Origin of the sequence: Jonquetella sp. BV3C21, assembly GCF_000468895.1 — a bacterium.
Taxonomy (GTDB): Bacteria; Synergistota; Synergistia; order Synergistales; family Dethiosulfovibrionaceae; genus Jonquetella; species Jonquetella anthropi.
In genome coordinates, this window is the sequence record NZ_AWWC01000003.1 from 22,471 (window position 1) to 39,602 (window position 17,132).

At 62.9% G+C, this 17,132-nt stretch carries 16 protein-coding genes; 7 read left to right on the plus strand and 9 right to left on the minus strand.

The features are described from left to right. Positions 1-270 precede the first annotated feature (270 nt). Positions 271-1,425, plus strand: coding sequence for a hypothetical protein (locus HMPREF1249_RS00510; RefSeq protein WP_008519914.1), 1,155 nt, complete (start codon positions 271-273; stop codon positions 1,423-1,425). A gap of 12 nt (positions 1,426-1,437) precedes the next feature. Further along, positions 1,438-2,607, plus strand: a complete 1,170-nt coding sequence (locus tag HMPREF1249_RS00515; RefSeq protein ID WP_008519917.1) for a M20 metallopeptidase family protein — start codon at positions 1,438-1,440, stop codon at positions 2,605-2,607. Positions 2,608-2,781: 174 nt separating this feature from the next. Here HMPREF1249_RS00515 and HMPREF1249_RS00520 read toward each other — a convergent pair whose 3' ends face one another. Next, a complete protein-coding gene (locus HMPREF1249_RS00520) occupies positions 2,782-3,333 on the minus strand; it encodes a nitroreductase family protein (protein WP_008522267.1) in 552 nt (183 codons plus the stop codon). A 209-nt stretch (positions 3,334-3,542) separates the two neighbouring features. Between HMPREF1249_RS00520 and HMPREF1249_RS00525 the strand changes: the two genes are divergently transcribed. Continuing rightward, the gene (locus tag HMPREF1249_RS00525; protein ID WP_021775654.1) at positions 3,543-4,409 is read left to right on the plus strand and encodes a DMT family transporter; all 867 of its coding nucleotides are present in this window, start codon (positions 3,543-3,545) and stop codon (positions 4,407-4,409) included. A gap of 99 nt (positions 4,410-4,508) precedes the next feature. Here HMPREF1249_RS00525 and HMPREF1249_RS00530 read toward each other — a convergent pair whose 3' ends face one another. After that, positions 4,509-4,757, minus strand: coding sequence for a hypothetical protein (locus HMPREF1249_RS00530; RefSeq protein WP_008519926.1), 249 nt, complete (start codon positions 4,755-4,757; stop codon positions 4,509-4,511). 197 nt (positions 4,758-4,954) lie between these two features. Here HMPREF1249_RS00530 and pepF point away from each other — a divergent pair, with 197 nt between their 5' ends. Further along, positions 4,955-6,769 carry an oligoendopeptidase F gene (gene pepF / locus HMPREF1249_RS00535; RefSeq protein WP_008522271.1) on the plus strand — a complete coding sequence of 605 codons (1,815 nt, stop codon included), beginning with the start codon at positions 4,955-4,957 and terminating at the stop codon, positions 6,767-6,769. Between the two features lie 55 nt (positions 6,770-6,824). On the opposite strand, the gene HMPREF1249_RS00540 is transcribed toward pepF, so the two are convergent. The 4 genes from HMPREF1249_RS00540 to HMPREF1249_RS00560 all read right to left on the minus strand — a co-directional run bounded on the left by HMPREF1249_RS00540 (position 6,825) and on the right by HMPREF1249_RS00560 (position 11,414). Further along, on the minus strand, positions 6,825-8,189 hold the full coding sequence (locus HMPREF1249_RS00540) for a sodium-dependent transporter (protein ID WP_008522274.1): 1,365 nt from the start codon (positions 8,187-8,189) through the stop codon (positions 6,825-6,827). Positions 8,190-8,349: 160 nt separating this feature from the next. Beyond that, complete coding sequence (locus tag HMPREF1249_RS00545; protein ID WP_008519932.1) at positions 8,350-8,715, minus strand: GrdX family protein; 366 nt, start codon at positions 8,713-8,715, stop codon at positions 8,350-8,352. A gap of 80 nt (positions 8,716-8,795) precedes the next feature. Then, positions 8,796-10,106: a glycine/betaine/sarcosine/D-proline family reductase selenoprotein B gene (locus HMPREF1249_RS00555; protein ID WP_021775637.1), complete on the minus strand. Its 1,311-nt coding sequence runs from the start codon at positions 10,104-10,106 to the stop codon at positions 8,796-8,798. Positions 10,107-10,130: 24 nt separating this feature from the next. After that, complete coding sequence (locus tag HMPREF1249_RS00560; RefSeq protein ID WP_008522280.1) at positions 10,131-11,414, minus strand: glycine/sarcosine/betaine reductase component B subunit; 1,284 nt, start codon at positions 11,412-11,414, stop codon at positions 10,131-10,133. Positions 11,415-11,696: 282 nt separating this feature from the next. Here HMPREF1249_RS00560 and HMPREF1249_RS00565 point away from each other — a divergent pair, with 282 nt between their 5' ends. The 3 genes from HMPREF1249_RS00565 (at position 11,697) to HMPREF1249_RS00575 (ending at position 14,025) form a co-directional block, all read left to right on the plus strand. Continuing rightward, on the plus strand, positions 11,697-12,938 hold the full coding sequence (locus HMPREF1249_RS00565; protein WP_021775645.1) for a CdaR family transcriptional regulator: 1,242 nt from the start codon (positions 11,697-11,699) through the stop codon (positions 12,936-12,938). A gap of 83 nt (positions 12,939-13,021) precedes the next feature. Continuing rightward, a complete protein-coding gene (locus HMPREF1249_RS00570) occupies positions 13,022-13,237 on the plus strand; it encodes a hypothetical protein (RefSeq protein ID WP_008519942.1) in 216 nt (71 codons plus the stop codon). A 29-nt stretch (positions 13,238-13,266) separates the two neighbouring features. Next, positions 13,267-14,025: a papain-like cysteine protease family protein gene (locus HMPREF1249_RS00575; protein ID WP_008522283.1), complete on the plus strand. Its 759-nt coding sequence runs from the start codon at positions 13,267-13,269 to the stop codon at positions 14,023-14,025. Between the two features lie 58 nt (positions 14,026-14,083). On the opposite strand, the gene HMPREF1249_RS00580 is transcribed toward HMPREF1249_RS00575, so the two are convergent. The 3 genes from HMPREF1249_RS00580 to HMPREF1249_RS00590 are packed head-to-tail and all read right to left on the minus strand — an operon-like array spanning position 14,084 to position 17,059. Then, on the minus strand, positions 14,084-15,319 hold the full coding sequence (locus tag HMPREF1249_RS00580; RefSeq protein ID WP_008519945.1) for a Zn-dependent hydrolase: 1,236 nt from the start codon (positions 15,317-15,319) through the stop codon (positions 14,084-14,086). A 1-nt stretch (position 15,320) separates the two neighbouring features. Next, entirely contained in the window at positions 15,321-16,601 is a 1,281-nt protein-coding gene (locus HMPREF1249_RS00585) for a TRAP transporter large permease (protein WP_021775649.1), read from the minus strand. Beyond that, positions 16,598-17,059 carry a TRAP transporter small permease gene (locus HMPREF1249_RS00590; protein WP_008519949.1) on the minus strand — a complete coding sequence of 154 codons (462 nt, stop codon included), beginning with the start codon at positions 17,057-17,059 and terminating at the stop codon, positions 16,598-16,600. The genes HMPREF1249_RS00585 and HMPREF1249_RS00590 overlap by 4 nt, the downstream gene beginning before the upstream one ends. Positions 17,060-17,132: the final 73 nt, after the last annotated feature.

Below are 17,132 nucleotides of genomic sequence, written 5' to 3' on the forward strand. Positions count from 1 at the left end.
CCTTGACAAACGGCCTTTACTGTGTCAAAGTATCGGAAACGAAAGACTATTCAGAAAGGGGTTCCGGGTTAATGACAGTTTTCTGTGGTTCCTTTTATTTTTGGTACGGCTGTCATACCGTGGGACTCTCTCCTGAGACCGACGTTTGATGAGTCGCGCTCTTAAGAGACCGCTTCCTACGGGAAGCGGTCTCTTTTTTATGTGGGCTGTCAGCGTGTCCGCGGCACGGGGCAGATAGAGAAAACAAAAATTTGAAAGGAAGTGCGTCTTATGTCAGCGCTCAGCGCCATGGCGATTATCGGGATCATTTACGCGGCGGGAGACTACGTCTCCCACAAGACCCGGGCGGTCTGTTCCATGATCTTCGTGTCCGGGATTATTTTCATGGTCGGGTTCTGGGTGGGCCTTCCAAAAACGCTGTTTCAGGACTCCCAGCTGATCCCTGTGGCCATGGCGTTCATCTCCGTCCTGATGGTTCACATGGGCAGCCTGATGAACCTGAAGGAGCTGGTCGCCCAGTGGAAGACGGTGATTATCGCGCTGGCGGCCATCTGCGCGGCTGCCGCGGCCCTGTACTTCTTGGCGGCTCCGATCATCGGCCGGGAATACGCCCTGGCTGCCGCCGGCCCGGTATCGGGCGGCGTCGTGGCGACCCTCATCATGAGCGAGGCGGCCAAGGCGAAGGGCCTTGAGGTGATCAGCGTGTTCCTCACCATGCTTCTGGTGCTTCAAAATTTCGTCGGCATTCCGATCGCGTCCTGGTGCTTGATTCGGGAGGCCCGCCGGCTCAAGGCGTCCGGCGCCATGCCGGTTGAGGAGACGAGCGAGGCCGCCGCGGTCCGTCGACTCGTGCCGCCCTTGCCCAAGCCGCTTCAGACGCCCAATATCCTGATGGCAATTACGTTCTCCGTCGCGTGGGCTGCCGTGAAGCTGGCCGGACTGACCGGCGGGGTCGTGCACCCGTTCGTGATGGCGCTTTTGGCCGGGATCCTGTGCCGCGAGCTGGGCATCGTGGAGCCGAAGGTGATGGACCGGGCGAACGCTGGCGGGCTGCTCCTGTTCGTCATCATGGTCCCGATCTTCATGAGCCTTGACAAGGCCACGCCGGCGATGGTGGCGCACCTCATCGTCCCGATCGTCGTGGCGTTTGCCGCCGCCGTGGCCGGCATCGTGGCCATCTCATGGCCGATGAGCCGGCTGACGGGCCAGTCGATGGCGCTGACCGTGGCGCTCGGCGTGCCGTGTCTGTTCGGCTTCCCGGCCACGTACATCGTGGCTCACGAGGTGGCCAGCGAAGAGGGAAAGACCGAGGAAGAAAAGGCGATGATCCTGTCCGCTCTGTTGCCCAAAATGCTCATCTCGGGCTTCGTGTCGGTCACGATCGCGTCGGTTATCTTGGCGGGATTCCTCGTTCGGTTCATGTAAGGAGGCGGCGGAATGATCAGTCAGAACGTCATCGACAAGGCGGCGGTCAGCGCAAAGGAGCTGTTCTGTCATTTGCACCGTCACCCTGAGCTGTCGTGGGGGGAGGTCGAGACAACCGACAGGCTGTGCGCTCAGATGAACGCCTTGGGGATTCGGATTCTCCGTCGGGGCGTCGGCAAGGCTGGTACAGGGCTGATTGCTCAGATTGACGGGGAGCGTCCCGGCCCGGTGGTGGCCCTGCGGGCCGATATCGACGCTCTGCCGGTGAGGGAAAACTCCGGCGTCCCGTACCCGTCCGAGCGGGACGGCGTCATGCACGCCTGCGGCCACGACGCTCACACGTCAATCCTGACCGGCGCCGCGGCGGTTCTTCAAAGCATGAGGCATGACCTGACCGGCAGCGTCCGGCTGATTTTCCAGCCGGCGGAGGAGTCGGGATACGAGTCGGGCGCGGTCCCGATGATCCAGGCCGGCGCGCTGGACGGCGTGAGCGCGATCTTCGGGCTTCACGTCTGGGCGCTCCTGCCGATGGGGACGATCGGCTGGCGGAGCGGCGCGATCATGGCGTCGGCCGATATCTGGGAGGTCACGGTCACGGGCAAGGGCGGCCACGGCAGCGAGCCGCAGACGGCAATTGACCCGACTGTGGCAGCCGGCGCGATGATCGGCGCGCTTCAGTCCATCGTGAGCCGGGAGATTGACCCACGGGAAGCGGCGGTCGTGAGCATCGGCCGTCTGAACGGCGGCACGGCGATCAATATTATCCCGCAGGACTGCTTCATGGCCGGCAACGTGAGGACCACGACCCGGGAGCTGCGGGAAGCGATGGAAGAGAAGTTCCGCCGGATCTTGAACGGCTTAGCGGAAGCGTACCGCTGCAAGGTTCAGCTGAAGTGGACGCCGATTTACCCTGTGACGGTCAACGACCCGGACGCCTGCCGGTTCTTCGTCTCCTGCCTGACCGACGCCGGGCTGGGCGATCGCTTGAGTGAGACGCCGATTATCCTCGGCTCGGAGGACTTCAGCTACTACGGCCAAAAGATCCCGGCCAACTTCTGCTTCTTGGGCATGGGGACGAAGCACCCGCACCACAGCCCCGAATTTCGGGTCGATCCGGAGGTCATTCCGCTGGGGATCCGCGTCATGGCTGAGCTGGGGCTCGGTTGGGGCCGGAAGAACTGACGGGAGCTGACGGGGAGAAGTTATTCACATCGGGCTGGAAAATGGGTCCCGCAGCCAAGCGTTTTACCGAGGAACGAGGAGAAATATCCACAGCAAAGGCACGTTATCCACAAGATTTCTGTGGATAACGTGCCTTCTGTCAGGTCCTTCGCGGGTTTCTTAGGCCGGCGGGAATTACCCTTTAATCCAGCTTCCGGGGCCGCGGTGAACCCGCGACTCGTCGGCGCCGGTCCGGGCTTTCCCGGCCGCGCAGCGCCCTAAAACGGCTACCGCCAGCACTCGGACGCCGTCGGGGAGCCGGAGAATCGGCGTTATTCGCTCTTCCCGGGGCGACCGGTTGGCAACCTGAAGCCAGACGCCCTCAAGCCCGAGCGCGCGGGCCGCCAGAAGCAGGTTCTGCATGGCCGCCGCGCCGTCTTCCATCCACGTGCCGTCCCGGAACCCGGATCGGCTCTCGTAGTCCGGCACGTCGACGCAGACCGCCACGGCCAAAGAGGCGTCGGCCACGGCAATTCCCGGGCCGTAGGCCTCCTGAAGGGCCGTTAGGGTCGGTTTGTCCTCCACCGTGACGAAATGACAGCTTTTCAGGTTCTTCGCGCTGGGGGCCGCACAGCCGCAGGCAAGAAGGGTCTGAATCTCCTCTTCCGAGACGGGAGCCCCGTCAAAGGCTCGGCAGCTCCGCCGACCTAAAATCGCGCTGATAACGTCCTTTTCGTGAAGTTCCATGGCACGTCTCCTCTGGTTCCTTTGGGATAGTGCCAGCATAAAGGACGGTTTGGCCGCCGTCAACGGGCCGCCCCTCGGCGAAAGTCAATGAACAATATCGAAAACTATCAACGGCGGCTTGGACGCTCAGGGCCGGTTCATCGCCCGAGCCGTGATATATTGAACGTATCGGCTTCGCCCCGACGGCGGAGAATTAGGAGGGGACGGGCGTGTCTTCGTTGAACCTGTCGTATTGCTTGATGGCGGCGCTGATATGGGCTTCGTCTCCGCTGGTGTTCCGGGCGTGTCAGTCCCGGCTGCCGTCTTTGGCCATGGTGGCCCTTCGGGGCGCGGGATTTGTGCTCTTCGGCGTCGTCTCGGCCCTGTTGACCGATTCCCCGCTCCTTCTGTCGCGGTGGGAGCTGTGGTTCTCCGTGGCCGTCACGATTCTCAGCATGGGCGGCGGCGAGTGGCTCTACGTGGTGGCTGTTCGGGATTTAGGCCCCGGGCTGGCGGCTGCGGTGTCCTCCACCTATCCGATATTCGCCGGTCTGGCGGCGTTCCTCTTCATGGGCGAGCGGGTCACGGTCGGGACGGCCGTCGGCACGGCCCTAGTGATCGCCGGGCTGTGGTTCTTGAGAACTCAGGGAGCCGTCGGTTTTTCTCGCCGCGGGTTCATCTGCGCCCTGACCTGTGCTGCCATGTCCGGAGTGAGCTTGGCGACCAGCCGGCTGGCCATGGCGACGGGGGTGATCACATCAACGGCCCTGATCTTCTGGAAGTCGCTGGTAGTCGGAGCGGTGACGACGTCTCTGTGGCTAGTTTTAGGGCGTCGGCAGGTTAGGGCCGAGCCGGTCAGGCCCGCGGACGCCGCCTTGCTCGTGACGTCCGGCGTCTGCTCGCTGGGACTGGGCAATTATCTGGTCAACCTGGCGATGAGGACCGTTTCGGCCGCCGTCGCGTCGGCTCTGGGAGCCACCACGCCCCTGTGGGCCGTCCTGTTGGCCCGCCTGCTGTTCGGCGACCGACTGAGCGTCAGGCAGTGGGTCGGAGTCGTCGGCGTGCTGGTCGGAACGGTTGTGGTCGACCTGTTTTAACGGTTCAGGCAGACTAAAATAAAGCGCCTTCGCCCAGCGGGCGAAGGCGCTTTTTTGTCCGAAGAGCCGAGCGGTCGGAACAAAACCGGCCGAGAGGGGCTACGAATCGGCGGAGCCGTCCTTTGACTTTTGGTAGACGCCCCAGACCCACCAAGCGAAGAAGCACAGCAAAAGAACCAGAACGATTGTCCGCACCAGACGGCTCGTCGCCAGCTTGATCACGACGGAGCAGATAAAGTATATGACTAGGACTGTGATGACGACGGCAGCGGCGGCGTAAAGCCACGTCGAGACGTTTGACTGCTGATTTGGGGAAGTTTTTTCGGGGTCTCCTGCTTTATTGGCCATGTGTTTTATGTCTCCTTTGGCATCGCGTTCAGGCGGAAAAGCTTTTCAGGCCAGAGAGAGCGCCGCCCTGCGGTGCTTTTTTTTATCTTACCACACTCAGGCCTCAGCCCGGCAGTTTCACCCAGATTGACAGGGCCCCCCGCGGCTGGCATGATGAAACCCGTCGGGCGGCCGTGCCGCCCGGGGAGGCGAGACGTATGGAGGATAGCAAAAAGAAGATCGCGCCGGCGTTTGACCGGCGAAGCGACGTGCCGCAGGAATTTTGTTGGCGGCTGGAAGACCTGTTTGCGGCTCCGGCCGACTGGGAAAAAGCGGCCGCCCGGGTCGAAGAGCTTTCAAAAGAGCTGGCGGCCCGGCGTGGCCGGGTGATGGAGTCGTCCCGATCGCTGCTTGAGACGCTGAAGCTGGAAGAGGAAATGGACGGCCTGCTGGCCCGGGTGTACCAGTACGCTCATTGCCGCAGCCACGAGGACATGTCGGACCCGAAAGGGAAGGACCTGTCCCAGAAGGCGACCGCGTTGGCTGTCCGGGCCGCCGAGGCCACTTCGTTCCTCGAACCCGAGATGCTGGCCGCTCCTAGAGAGCAGGTCGAACGGTGGCTGGACGAGCCCGAGCTGTCGGTCTATCGGCTGTCGTTCCTCCGGCTCTGGCGGGCGGAAAGCCACGTCCTGCCGTCCGAGCAGGAGGCCATTCTGGCGGCGATGGGCGAGGTGGCCGGCGGCCCGGAAGAAATTTTTTCCCAGCTGACCGACGCGGACTTGACGTTCCCTTCGGTTCAGGACGAGGAAGGCCGGACGGCCGCGCTCACCCAAGAAAGCTACGGCCGGTACATTCAGTCGCCGTCGCGGTCCGTCCGCCAGGCGGCGTTCACCGGCCTGCACGGCACCTTCGCCAAGTACGGCAACGCCTTGGCGGCGGCTTACGGGTCTCACGTCAAGTCCGATCGGGTCTTTGCCCGGCTCCGGCGGTACAAAAGCCCGCTGGAAGCGGCGCTGTTCGACTCAGAAGTCCCGGTGACGGTCTACCGGGGACTGATTGACGCGGTTCATCGCGGCCTGCCGGCGCTCGCCGGGTACGTGAGCCTGAAAAAGCGCCTGCTGGGCGTCGAGCCGATTCGGATGTGGGACCTGTACGCGCCGGTCGAGGGGACGCTCGCCAGAGAGTGGAGCTTCGATCAGGCGGTCAGCCTCGTCGAAGAGGCTCTGGCGCCCCTTGGGCCCGAGTACGGCGCGGCGCTGCACACCGCCCTGACCGACCGGTGGATCGACCGGTACGAGAACAAGGGTAAGCGAAGCGGCGCGTACAGCTGGGGCAGCTGGGGCTGCCACCCGTTCATGCTGCTCAACTACGGCGGAACTTTCCGGGACGTGAGCACCTTGGCCCACGAGGCGGGCCACTCGATGCACAGCTGGTTCTCCCACAAAAGTCAGCCGCAGGTCTACTCCGATTACGTCATCTTCGTGGCCGAAGTGGCCAGCACGGTCAACGAGACGCTGCTGTGCGAGCACATGCTGGCTCGCACGTCCGACCCGTCCGAGCAGGTCTTCCTGCTGTCCAACCAGCTGGAAGCCATGCGCCAGACGATCTACCGTCAAGCGCTGTTCGCCGAGTTCGAGGAGCGGGCCCACGACGCCGACGCGGCCGGTCAGGCCCTCACGCCCGAACTGCTGGGCTCAATCTGGACGGAACTGAACACGGCCTACTACGGCGCGGAAGTCGGGAGCACCGAGGGCCTGTCGGTCGAGTGGAGCCGTATCCCTCATTTTTACGGCAGCTTCTACGTGTACCAGTACGCCACAGGCATGGCCGCCGCCGTCGCCTTGGCTGATCGGATCCTTCACGACCCTCATGGGGCGGAAGACTACTTCACCCTACTTCGCGGCGGCTGCAGCGCCGACCCGGTAACGCTTCTCCGCCGCGCCGGCGTGGACATGGAGCGGGACGCGGTCGACCGCGCTCTGGCCGTCTTCGCCGAAAAGACGGACCAGCTGGCCCGGCTGACGGACCGGTAATCAATATAAAAAGGCCGAACCGCAGGACGCGGTTCGGCCTTTTTTTTGCAGCGCCTTAGATGCCCCGGTAGAGGATGAACGCCAGCACGAAGGGCAGGACGTACATCCAAGGCTGAAGGATGCTCGGCACCCGGGCGAACGTCTTCGCGCCCTGGTTGGCTTCCAGCTGGTATTCGCGGAACTTCCAGACGAACGCCACGTACAGGGAGATCAGCAGCGCGTCAACCGGCATCATGATGTCGCCGGACAGCCAGTCGGCGAAGTCGAAAATGATCTTGCCGTGCAGCTTCACGCCGCCCCAGACGCTCTGGGAGAGGATCGACGGGATCGACAGGACGAAGATGATCGCCAAAACGATCCAGGTCATCTTCTTGCGGTCCACGTGGAAATACTCGGCAAAGCTCGCCACAGGGGCCTCAAGGTAGCCGATCGCCGAGGTAAAGCCGGCGACGGCGACGAGGAAGAAGAACAGGGCGCCCCACAGGGTGCCGCCGGCCATCTGGCCGAAGATCACCGGCATGGTTTCCATCAGAAGGCTCGGGCCGCTGCCCACGTCCATGCCGTAGCAGAAGAGGGCGGGGAAAATGACGACGCCGGCCAGAAGGGCGAAGCCGGTATCCAAGGTGATGATCATAATGCTGTCCTGCGGAATATCGCTGTCGTCGTGCAGGTACGATCCGTAGACGATGGCCGTGGCAATGCCGATACCGATGGAGAAGAACGACTGACCCAGAGCGGCAAGAATAGCCTTGCCGGACAGCTTGGAGAAGTCGGGCGTCAGGTACCACTTGATGGCGTCAAGCGCCGTGCGTCCGCCTTCGACCTGCGGCGTCATGGTGAGCGAGCGGATCGCCAAAATGACGATCAGGACGGCCAGAATCGGGAGCAGCCACGTGCAGACCGCCTCGACGCCTTTTTTCAGCCCGCGGGCGATGGTGATGCCCAACACGGCGATGACGATCAGGGTGTAGAACGCCAGCTCCAGCGGGTTAGCCATGAAGGCGTTGAAAATCGCCTTCGTGTCGGCAGGCTGAACGCCGGTGAACTTGCCGCACACGGCCAGAACGGAGTAGCGAACCATCCAGCCGATGATGACCAGATAGTACGACAACAGGATCACGCAGGCGATGCAGCCAACCCAGCCGATCAGTGACCACAGGGTCGGTTTGCCGCCTTCCAGCTTGCGCATCGCGAGGATCGGCGTGAGCTTAGTCCGCCGGCCGAGGGCGAACTCGGCGGTGAGCAGAGGCCAACCGATCAACGCGCAGATGATCACGTATACCAGAACGAACGCGCCGCCGCCGTACGTCCCGACCAGATACGGGAAGCGCCAGATGTTTCCTAAGCCGATGGCAAATCCTGCCGCGGCGAAGATGAAACCAATTCGACTGCCCCAACTTTCTCGCTTGGTGTCCGACATGCAAAACATCCTTTCTGTGAAATCGATTGTTCGCCCCGTCGGTCTAGGCCAACCAGAGCGAAATGGCGGGAAAGAAGCGCGTGAAGCGACGTTTTTCTGTCTTTCTGAAGCTAGATGTGGATATTTTCACAAGTCGAGGATAGAAAAAAGCCTTTCAAGCCTACCGCTCGCCCAACGCCGCCGACTCTTCGAGCGCCGTCTTCAGGTGGGAAAGGTCCATCCAGCGGTAGTCCGAATCGGCGTCCTTCACGGCTGAAAAGCCCTGAAGAGCCATATGGCTGATGCCCATGTCAAGCAGCGCCGCGTCGTCTCCCGACCAGCTCTTTTCCCGGGACAGGATCACCGACCGGTACGGGCTTCTGTTGAGCCGGTTGTTGGCCGCCAGTGGGGCTGTGACGAGGAAGTATCCCTGATCGATCAGTTCGCGAGCCCGGGTCAGCACGTCCAGCGGGGTGCCTTTTACCAGCTCCGTCGGGGCAAGCGCGGCCTCCGCGGCGTCCGGGTTGTTTGTAAGAATCAGGATCACGGCGTTTCAGTCCTTTCAGAGGGAGGAGAAGGAAGCGGAGCCGAAGGGGGCTGGCCCCGCTTCCGGTTGGGCTTGAGGCGTTACGCTTTAAAAATCGTCTGTTGCGAGATCGGCGTCGTCATCGCTTCGAGTGCTTTTTCAAGCAGACGGCGACGGGTCTTCTTGTCGGCTTCCGGGCTGATTTCCGGCGAGCCTACCGGGTGAGGAATGGCGATGCCGGGGACGATTCGGTTGCTGCCGACGGTCTTCATAATCGGGACGATCGTGGCGATCTGAACCACCGGGATCCCTGCTGCCTTTTCGATTTCGCGTGACATCGATGCGCCGCATCGAGTGCAGGATCCTCAGGTGGAGGTCAGAATGGCGGCGTCGACCCCTGCGGCTTTCAGCTCCGGGCCGATCTCCTGCCCGAACTTCTCAGCCCAGGCGACGGCCGTGCCGGTGCCGGTGGTGCAGTACACGTACTTGTACAGCTTGCCGATCTTGCCCTCTTTTTCCAGCTCTCTCATCACGTCGAGCGGAAGGACCACGTCCGGGTCGGCGTTGGCCCAGACGGTGTCGTAGCCGCCGTGAATGGACTCGTAGTTCTCGCTCGTCAGGTCGTCCAAGCCGGAAATATCGTACCGGCCGAAGCTCTCGGCGGAGGACACGCGGATCTTGTCCGGGTTGCCCTTCGGGACGATGCCGCCGGAGGTGATGAGGGCGATCGTCGCCTTGGTAATGTCTTTGACCGGCGGGCAGGGCGGGATCTTCTTGAACGTGGGCATCTCGTACTCGGTCTGGAACGGCCGGCCTTCGATTTTCGCCAGAAGCATTTCAAGCCCGCGGGTGGCGCCGTTCTTCTCGTGGAAGAACACCCGGCGGCGGCCCTGATGGATGTACCCTTCTTCGGCGGCCGGGCCGAGAGTCTCTTTCTTGAGCAGCTTGAGGGTCAACCGGGCGATGCCCTGGGCGGCTTCCTTCATGCCCCGGGCGCTGTCGGCGGCCTTGACGATGTACACCTGTTTGCTGAACGACTCGGCGCCGGGGTTTTCCGGGTACAGGGCCGTGACGGCCGGGATGCCCAGTTTTTCCTTCACGGTCACGCAGACATCGCCGCAGGCCATGCCGTAACGGCCGGCGAAGAAGCCGGGGCCCGCCACGAGGGCGTCGGGCTTGCAGTCGGAGACCATCTTGAGGATCGTCGCCTTTGCCTCGTCGTTGTGCTCGTTAAAGTAGTTGTCGCCGCAGATCACCGTGCCGACGATCTCGGCTTCGGCGCCGAAGGCGGCCTGAAGGGCCGCGCCGGGGCCGACCTTGCCCTGGCGGAACTCGGGGGCGACGTGCGCCATTTCCTCTCCGCCGATGCCGGCGTAGAACTGGTTAATATAGTGGACGATACGGAATGTCATGGCTGAAACCTCCTCGCTTCGCCCTTAGACCCACAGAGAACCGGATCTGTTGTAGCCCGTCTCCACGGTGGAGGCGATGATCGACTGAAGCTCCACGTACATGGATCCGTCGGGACGCAGGCTTTCGGCCGCGCCGCCGGAAACGTGGGCGATCGACTCGATGTAGCCGATGACCTTGTCCATGGCCGGAACTTCGATCATCTCGTTCACGTTGCCGCAGGAGACGAACGCCGTCAGGTTGGGCGTCGCGTCGGCCAGGCCTTGGCTCGCGCCGTCGGTTCCCGACGCCTCGTCGGCGATGACCACCGTGCGCATGCCCAGAGCCTCGCATTTGTCCACGTTCATGCACAGGTCCGTGTCAGGGTTGCCGTAGCCTTCCTCGGTGATGATGACGCCCTTGGCGCCCAGCTCCTTGGCCAAGCGGGCGTTAAAGGACGAGGCCCGCTCCTTGCCGGCCAGAACGACCGACTCCTGAGTGGGGATCATGCCCAAGAAGTTGATCGTCTTGCCGTGAGCCTTGTACAGCTGGGAGATCACCGGGTCGTGAACGTGGTGCCACGTCGTCGTCTTGTCGCAGGCGGACACGCAGTTGCCCGACACCATGGCGCCGTCCAGCACCTCGTTCGGGTGGAGCAGCGTCGGCAGGCAGTGCTTCAGGTCCACGCCGTACACGTAGGTGTCGTGCAGCAGCCCTTGAGTGATGCACATGCACAGGTGAACGACCGGCGGAAGATCCGGGTACTTGGCTAGCTCTTCGGCCACTGTGCCCTTCTCGTACACCTCTGTCTCGTCCACCGCCGCGCCCTTGCACTGCTCGGCGATCCACTCGGCCGCCTTCAGTCCGGCGACCCGCATGGCTTCCTCATACTGGTGCTTTTCGAGGTTTTCGACCGGCGCGGCCAGCAGGACCACGTTGTACAGTCCGGCGAACGGGCTGAACTTGGCCGCCGGGCCGGTCATGTCGATGAAGCCCTCCTGGAACGCCATGATGGGACCGACCGTCACGACGGCTGCGCCGTCCAGAGCGAGAGTGACGCCGTTCCCGACCGTTTCATTTGGCCCGATCACCGAAGCGTAATAGCTTTCTCCGCCCTCCAGCTTGACCCGCGGTTCGATCACGTCCTTGACAGGAATAATCCGGACCGATTCGCCGGGACGGGCCAGATCGGCGTCCCACTTCGTAATCCGATCGTCGGCAAGAGCTTCGAGCAGCGCGGCCTTGTCCACGTACAGGACGTGGTCTTCGACGCGCGTCGGGCTCCCCCACTGCAGACCGGAGATCTTAGCCTTCCGAAGTTCCAGTCTCATGTCTCGCGCCTCCTTCTTATAACTTATAAGAATGAAAATAAACAGCTTACGCAACATTTCTTCTGCGTTTTGACTAGTATAAAAAAAGGTGAGCGATGCTTCATCGGTCTAAAGAAACAGAAGTGCAGTAAAAGCTCCGCTGAAAAATGTATTTTTTGCACAAAAAAGTGACTCTTGCCCAGTTCCCCCTCGGGGGATACTATTAAAAAAACTGCAAAATCTTTTGAGATAGAAAATAAAACGCTGTATTTTAAAGGCCTATCGAAAGGGGAGGGCGCTGCTGTGGCCAGTTGGAAAAGCGAGAGCGAGAAAGTCCTGTCTGGCTGTGCACAGGAAATAGCACGGTCGACAGCTGGAATCGTAGGGTATGACGTCATCATTACCGATATGAAAGGGATCATTATCGGCGCGAGTCGTGCGGAACGCCTTGGCTGCCACCACGAGGCGTCCGACGAGGTCATTCGGACCGGCCATTCGTCGGCCACCAGCGCCGAAGTGGCTGCAACGATGTCCGGCACGCTGCCGGGGGTGACGCACCCGATCGCCTCGCTCAACGGAACGGTGGTAGGGACCATGGCGATTACCGGCGAGCCGGAGGCGGTTCAGCCGTTCGCCTTGATCGTGCGAAAGCAGATAGAAATTCTCCTGCGGGAGCAGGAGCGGTTCGCCCTGACGGTGAACCGGGAGAGTTCCCTACAGGATCTGGTGCAGGAAATGGTCTCGTTCGCCAAGGGAGACGGGGACGAGGAAGCGTTGGCCGCCCGGGCTGGGTCGTACGGCATCGACGCGCGGTGGTATTACCTGCCGCTGTCGGCCGAGCTGTACCAGCTGGGGCGCATCGCCGCCGGCGCGACCGGCATGGGGCGGGAGGTCGCCGAGCAGGAGATTTATCGTCTCAAGGCTGACGTGTTGGTCGAGATTCGGGCGGCGTTCGGCGACCGGCGGGCCCTGTGCACCGGCACGGTGGCCGGTCGGTTCGCGGTCTTCTGGCCGCTGGGGTCCGAGCCGGACGAGGAAGCCATCGAGGAAGCGGTGAACCGAGGGCGTCAGCTTGTAGATCGGCTGGGAAGCCGCGGACATAAGATAGCCATAGGGTTCGGCAACCCGGCTCGGGGGATTCGGGCTGTGGCCCAGTCGTACCGGGACGCCGGCCGGGCTCTGGCGATGGGCAAAAAGCTCCGCCGCGGCCCGGGGGTGTATCGGATCAACGAGTTCCGCATCGAAGAGCTTTTGTCGCTAGTCGACCGGCGCAACCGCTCCCGGTTTGCCGCGCCGATCACGTCGCCCCTTCGGGCTCAGTCCGACTGGGAGGACCTGAAAAACACGGTGCGGGTCTGGTGCGACAGCGGTTTTTCGTTGGTTGACGCGTCCAAGCGCTTGGCGGTGCACCGCAACACGCTGCTGTACCGGCAGGAGAAGATCGAGCGGCTGACCGGCCGAAAGACCCGGGACTTCCGCGCCATGCTGGAGCTTTACTTGGCGCTGGTGATTGACGAGTACGACGGCCCGGCTCAGAAAGAGTGAGGCGCTCGGGGACGACGGTTCGCTATAATAGGGAGCGTTCGGCCGGGCCTTGAGGCGAAAGGCCGGCGGCAAAGGAGAAAAGGATGACCGATTTTGACGGGCAGGGAGAGGAAATAAAAAGCGGCCGGCGCGGCGAAAGCACGGCGCGCCGATGGTATCGCCGGGTGGCGCTGGTCGTCTTGGCGCTGGCGGTTGCCGACGCTTTTTGGCGCGGCGAGCGCGTCATGGGCGGCCTGCTCGCCGCCGTCCTCGTGGCGGCTCTGATAGGGTACGGGGCCTGCCGACGCGGGGACGAGTGAAGCTTTCTGGACGGAAAGAGGCGACGAGGGTGGAAAACTGGGCTGACGAGCAGCGGCATATTCCAGTTCCCGAAGGGTACCGGCTTGAGTCGGACGCGGCGGCCGATCCGGGGGCGGGCGACGCCGAGGGGTCGCCGTACTTCTGTCATCTGGACTTTTTCAACGCGGTCAGCACGGATCGGTTGACCATTCTGCCGCGCTTTCGGACGTACCAGCAGACCCGGCCGTACAGCTGCGCGTCGGCAGTGGCTCTCATGGTACTGGAGCACTTCGGCCGGTCCGACTGGGAGGAACTGGAGATCGCCGACGTCATGGCGTCGTATCACGGCTTGCCGCCGGAGACCCGGCGGCCCGTGCCGGTGAGCGACCTGGCGAGGTTCTTTCTGGATTTGGGCTGGAAAGTGTCCAGCAACGTGGAGTACACGAAGCCGTTCGATGCCGAGGAGCTGACGCGGCCGTGGCTTCTGTCGCCCTACGCGTCATTCCCGTCGGAACGGCACTTTTCCCGGTTCTGTCGGTGGTGTCTGCGCCACAACTGGCCGATGATGGTGGAGAACATCGACTGGGGCGGTCACTGGCGCCTGATCGTGGGGTACGACACCATGGGAACCGAAACTTTGGCCGACGACGTCCTGATCTTGGTTGACCCGCACGACACGGCCGACCACTGTCAGGACGGCTTTGTGGTGGAGCACTTGGAGAAGTTCTTTCACACGTGGTACGACATCTTCGTCATGGAGCCCCACGAGCGGCTCCAGCCGTGGGTCGTCGCTTATCCGAGCGAATAGGCGCAAAAGAAGCGGCGCGGGAGTTCTCAAACTCCCGCGCCGCTTCTTTTGTCTTTCGTTACGGTCTGGCGGCCAGCGTCAGGGCAGCCGACTCGAGGACGTCGTAGCCCGGCTCGACCCGGTCCCAGTCGATCGATTCTTCCGGACAGTGGCTTCGGCCGTCCCGGCAGGGGACGAAGATCATCGCCGTCGGAATGAGCGGGGCCACGTACATCGAATCGTGTCCCGCGCCGCTGGGCATGACGCGGACCTTGTAGCCTTTGTTCTGGGCGAACGCCTTCAGCCGGTGAACCAGCAGGGCGTCCAAGACGACCGGCTCGGACGAGCCGAGAAGCTCCCGGTCGATTCGGATCTGCCGCTCGCCCGCGACCCGGTCGATTTCCTGAACGATCGCCTGATAGGCCTCGTCGATGGCCCGCCGGTCGATCCCCCGCAGGTCGACGGCCAGTTCGACCCGTCCCGGCACCACGTTGATGGCGTTGGGAAACACCCGGCAGGTTGTCACGGCGGCGACGACTCGGCGCGGCGAATAGGCCCGGCCGACCCGCTCCACCACCAGAACGACCTCCGAAGCGGCGGCCAGAGCGTCGTGCCGAAGCTCCATCGGGCACGCTCCCGAGTGGTCCGCTCGGCCGAAAATCGTGACGGAAAATCGGGTCGGCGCGGCGATGGCCTCCACCACGCCCAGCTGGTCGTCTGACGAGTCGAGGGCGGGGCCCTGCTCGATGTGCAGCTCTAAAAACGCTTCGTACGAGCCGGGGACGAGCAGATCCCTGTCGAGCGTCACCGGCTCGCAGCCAAAGCCGCGAATGGCGTTCAGCAGGGAGACGCCGCCCGAGTCCTTAAAGCGAATCATCTGGGACAGGGACAGCTGGCCGGCCACGGCCCGGCTGCCGACGCAGGAGAGCCGAAATCGGCTTGACTCCTCGCAGGCGAAGACGACGCAGTTCAGCGACCTCGTTAAAGGCTCGCGGCGCGACGCTTGGTCCATCACGGCCGCGGCGCATGCCACGCCCAGCACGCCGTCGAAGTCGCCGCCCTGAGGGACCGAGTCGAGGTGAGAGCCCATCAGGATCCCCGGGTGGTTTGGGTTCGTCCCCGGCAGGCTGAACCACAGGTTCCCTACCGAGTCGGCGCGGACCGACGCGCCGACGGACGTCATTCGTTCGATTAAGAGCTCCCGGGCCTGCCGGTCGGCAGGCGAAAAGCCCAGCCGGGTCACGCCCTGATCGGTTCGGCCGATTTGGGCGACCTCTTCCACCAGCCGGCGGGCGAATTGAAGTCCGGCGTTCATATCAGGAGCCGTAGACCCAGCCGGCCAAGAACGTGGAAAGCGGCGGGCAGTAGGAGATGACCAGCAGGCCGCCAATGGCCACCAGAATGAACTTGGCCGACGCGCCGATGACCTCGCTCAGCGACAGGCCGGTGACCGAGCTGGCCACGAACAGGTTCAGGCCGAACGGGGGGGTGAAGTTCCCAAGGGCCAAGTTGGAAACCATGATGATGCCCAGGTGGAGCGGGTCGATGCCCAAGGACGTGCCGATGGTAAAAAAGAGCGGTCCGAGGATGACGATCGCCGCCAGCCCTTCCATGAACATGCCGACGATCAGCAGAATGGCGTTCACCAGCGCGATGAAGACCAGCGGCGACTTGACGCTGGAGATGACCGCCGCCGTGACGGTCTGGGGAATCCGCGCCACGGTCAAAAACCAGCCGAAGCTCTGAGCCATTGCCACCAGAATCAGCACCTGGGCGCAGGTCACTGCCGAGCGGAGACACACGTCCATCAGGTCCTTGAGGTTGATCTCCCGGTAGATGAACATGCCGACGAACAGACAGTAGACGACCGAGACACCGGCCGCTTCCGTCGGGGTGAACACGCCGCAGTAAATGCCGCCCAGAATGATGACCGGCGTCAGCAGCGACCAAGCCGACTCGACGGTCTGACGCCACACCTGAGCCCACGTCGACGGGGCGGACGTCTTGGCCGGGTGGCGGCGCAGGTAAAACCAAATGTAGACGACGTTGGCCAGCCCGTAGACGATCCCGGCGCTGATTCCGGCCATGAAGAGGCTGCCCACCGAGACGCCGGTGACGGCCGCGTACATGATCAGGGTGATCGACGGCGGGATGATCAGCGACACCGATCCGGCGGACGTCACGAGGCCGGCGGCGAACGACTGGCCGTACCCTTCGGCTCTCAGTTCCGGGTAGAGAAGCCGGCCCATGGCGACCACGGTTGCCGGGCTCGAGCCGCAGAGCGAACCGAACACCATGCAGGTGAACTGGGTCGTGTAGGCCAGACCGCCGGACCGGGCGCCGACGAGGCTTTTCGTCCATTTCAGGATTCGGGTCGACAGGCCGCCCCGGTCCATCACGTTGGCTGCGAAGATGAAAAAGGGCATGGACATGAGGGCGAACTTGTCGATGCCGGCGAACGCCCGCTGGACGAGCACCATCGGGTCAAGAGGCGTAAAAAGGAGCATGCTGCACAGCACGGCGCCGCCCAGCGCGACGAAGATCGGCACGCTGCCGAGAAGGGCCGTGATGAGCAGGGGCATCAGGAACGCGGTCATGCTCGGTCCTCCCGAAGGCCCAGCGCGAGCCGGGCGAACTGCCACGCCGCCATGAAGCTGCCGACCGGGACGCACAGGTAAACAGCCCAAATCGGAATTCCCAGCGCAGGAGACGTCTGTCCCATTCGGTAGCTGAACGCGGTGAGCCGAACGCCGTACCACGTCAGCGCGAGGCAGAAAAGGGCCGACAGGCCGAAGACGACCCGGCCGACCGCTCTTTTCGTCCGCTCGGAAAAGCGTCCCAGCAGAAAGTCCATTCGGATATGGGCGCTTTGCCGGACGCAGAGCGACGCGCCGATAAAGGTTATCCAGACCATCAGGTAGCGAATGAGCTCTTCAGCCCAGCTCGTGCTGCTGTTGAACAGGTACCGGAGCGCCACGTTGATGAACAGGACGAGAGCCGTGACGAGCAGCGCCAAGGAGCAGAAAAGCCGTTCAAACCGTTCCAAAAACGACATAACGCGATCTCACCGTTCCTTTAAAGGTTTAAGAAAAGGCCCCCAGGCGAAGCCGGGGGCCATACGAACGAGA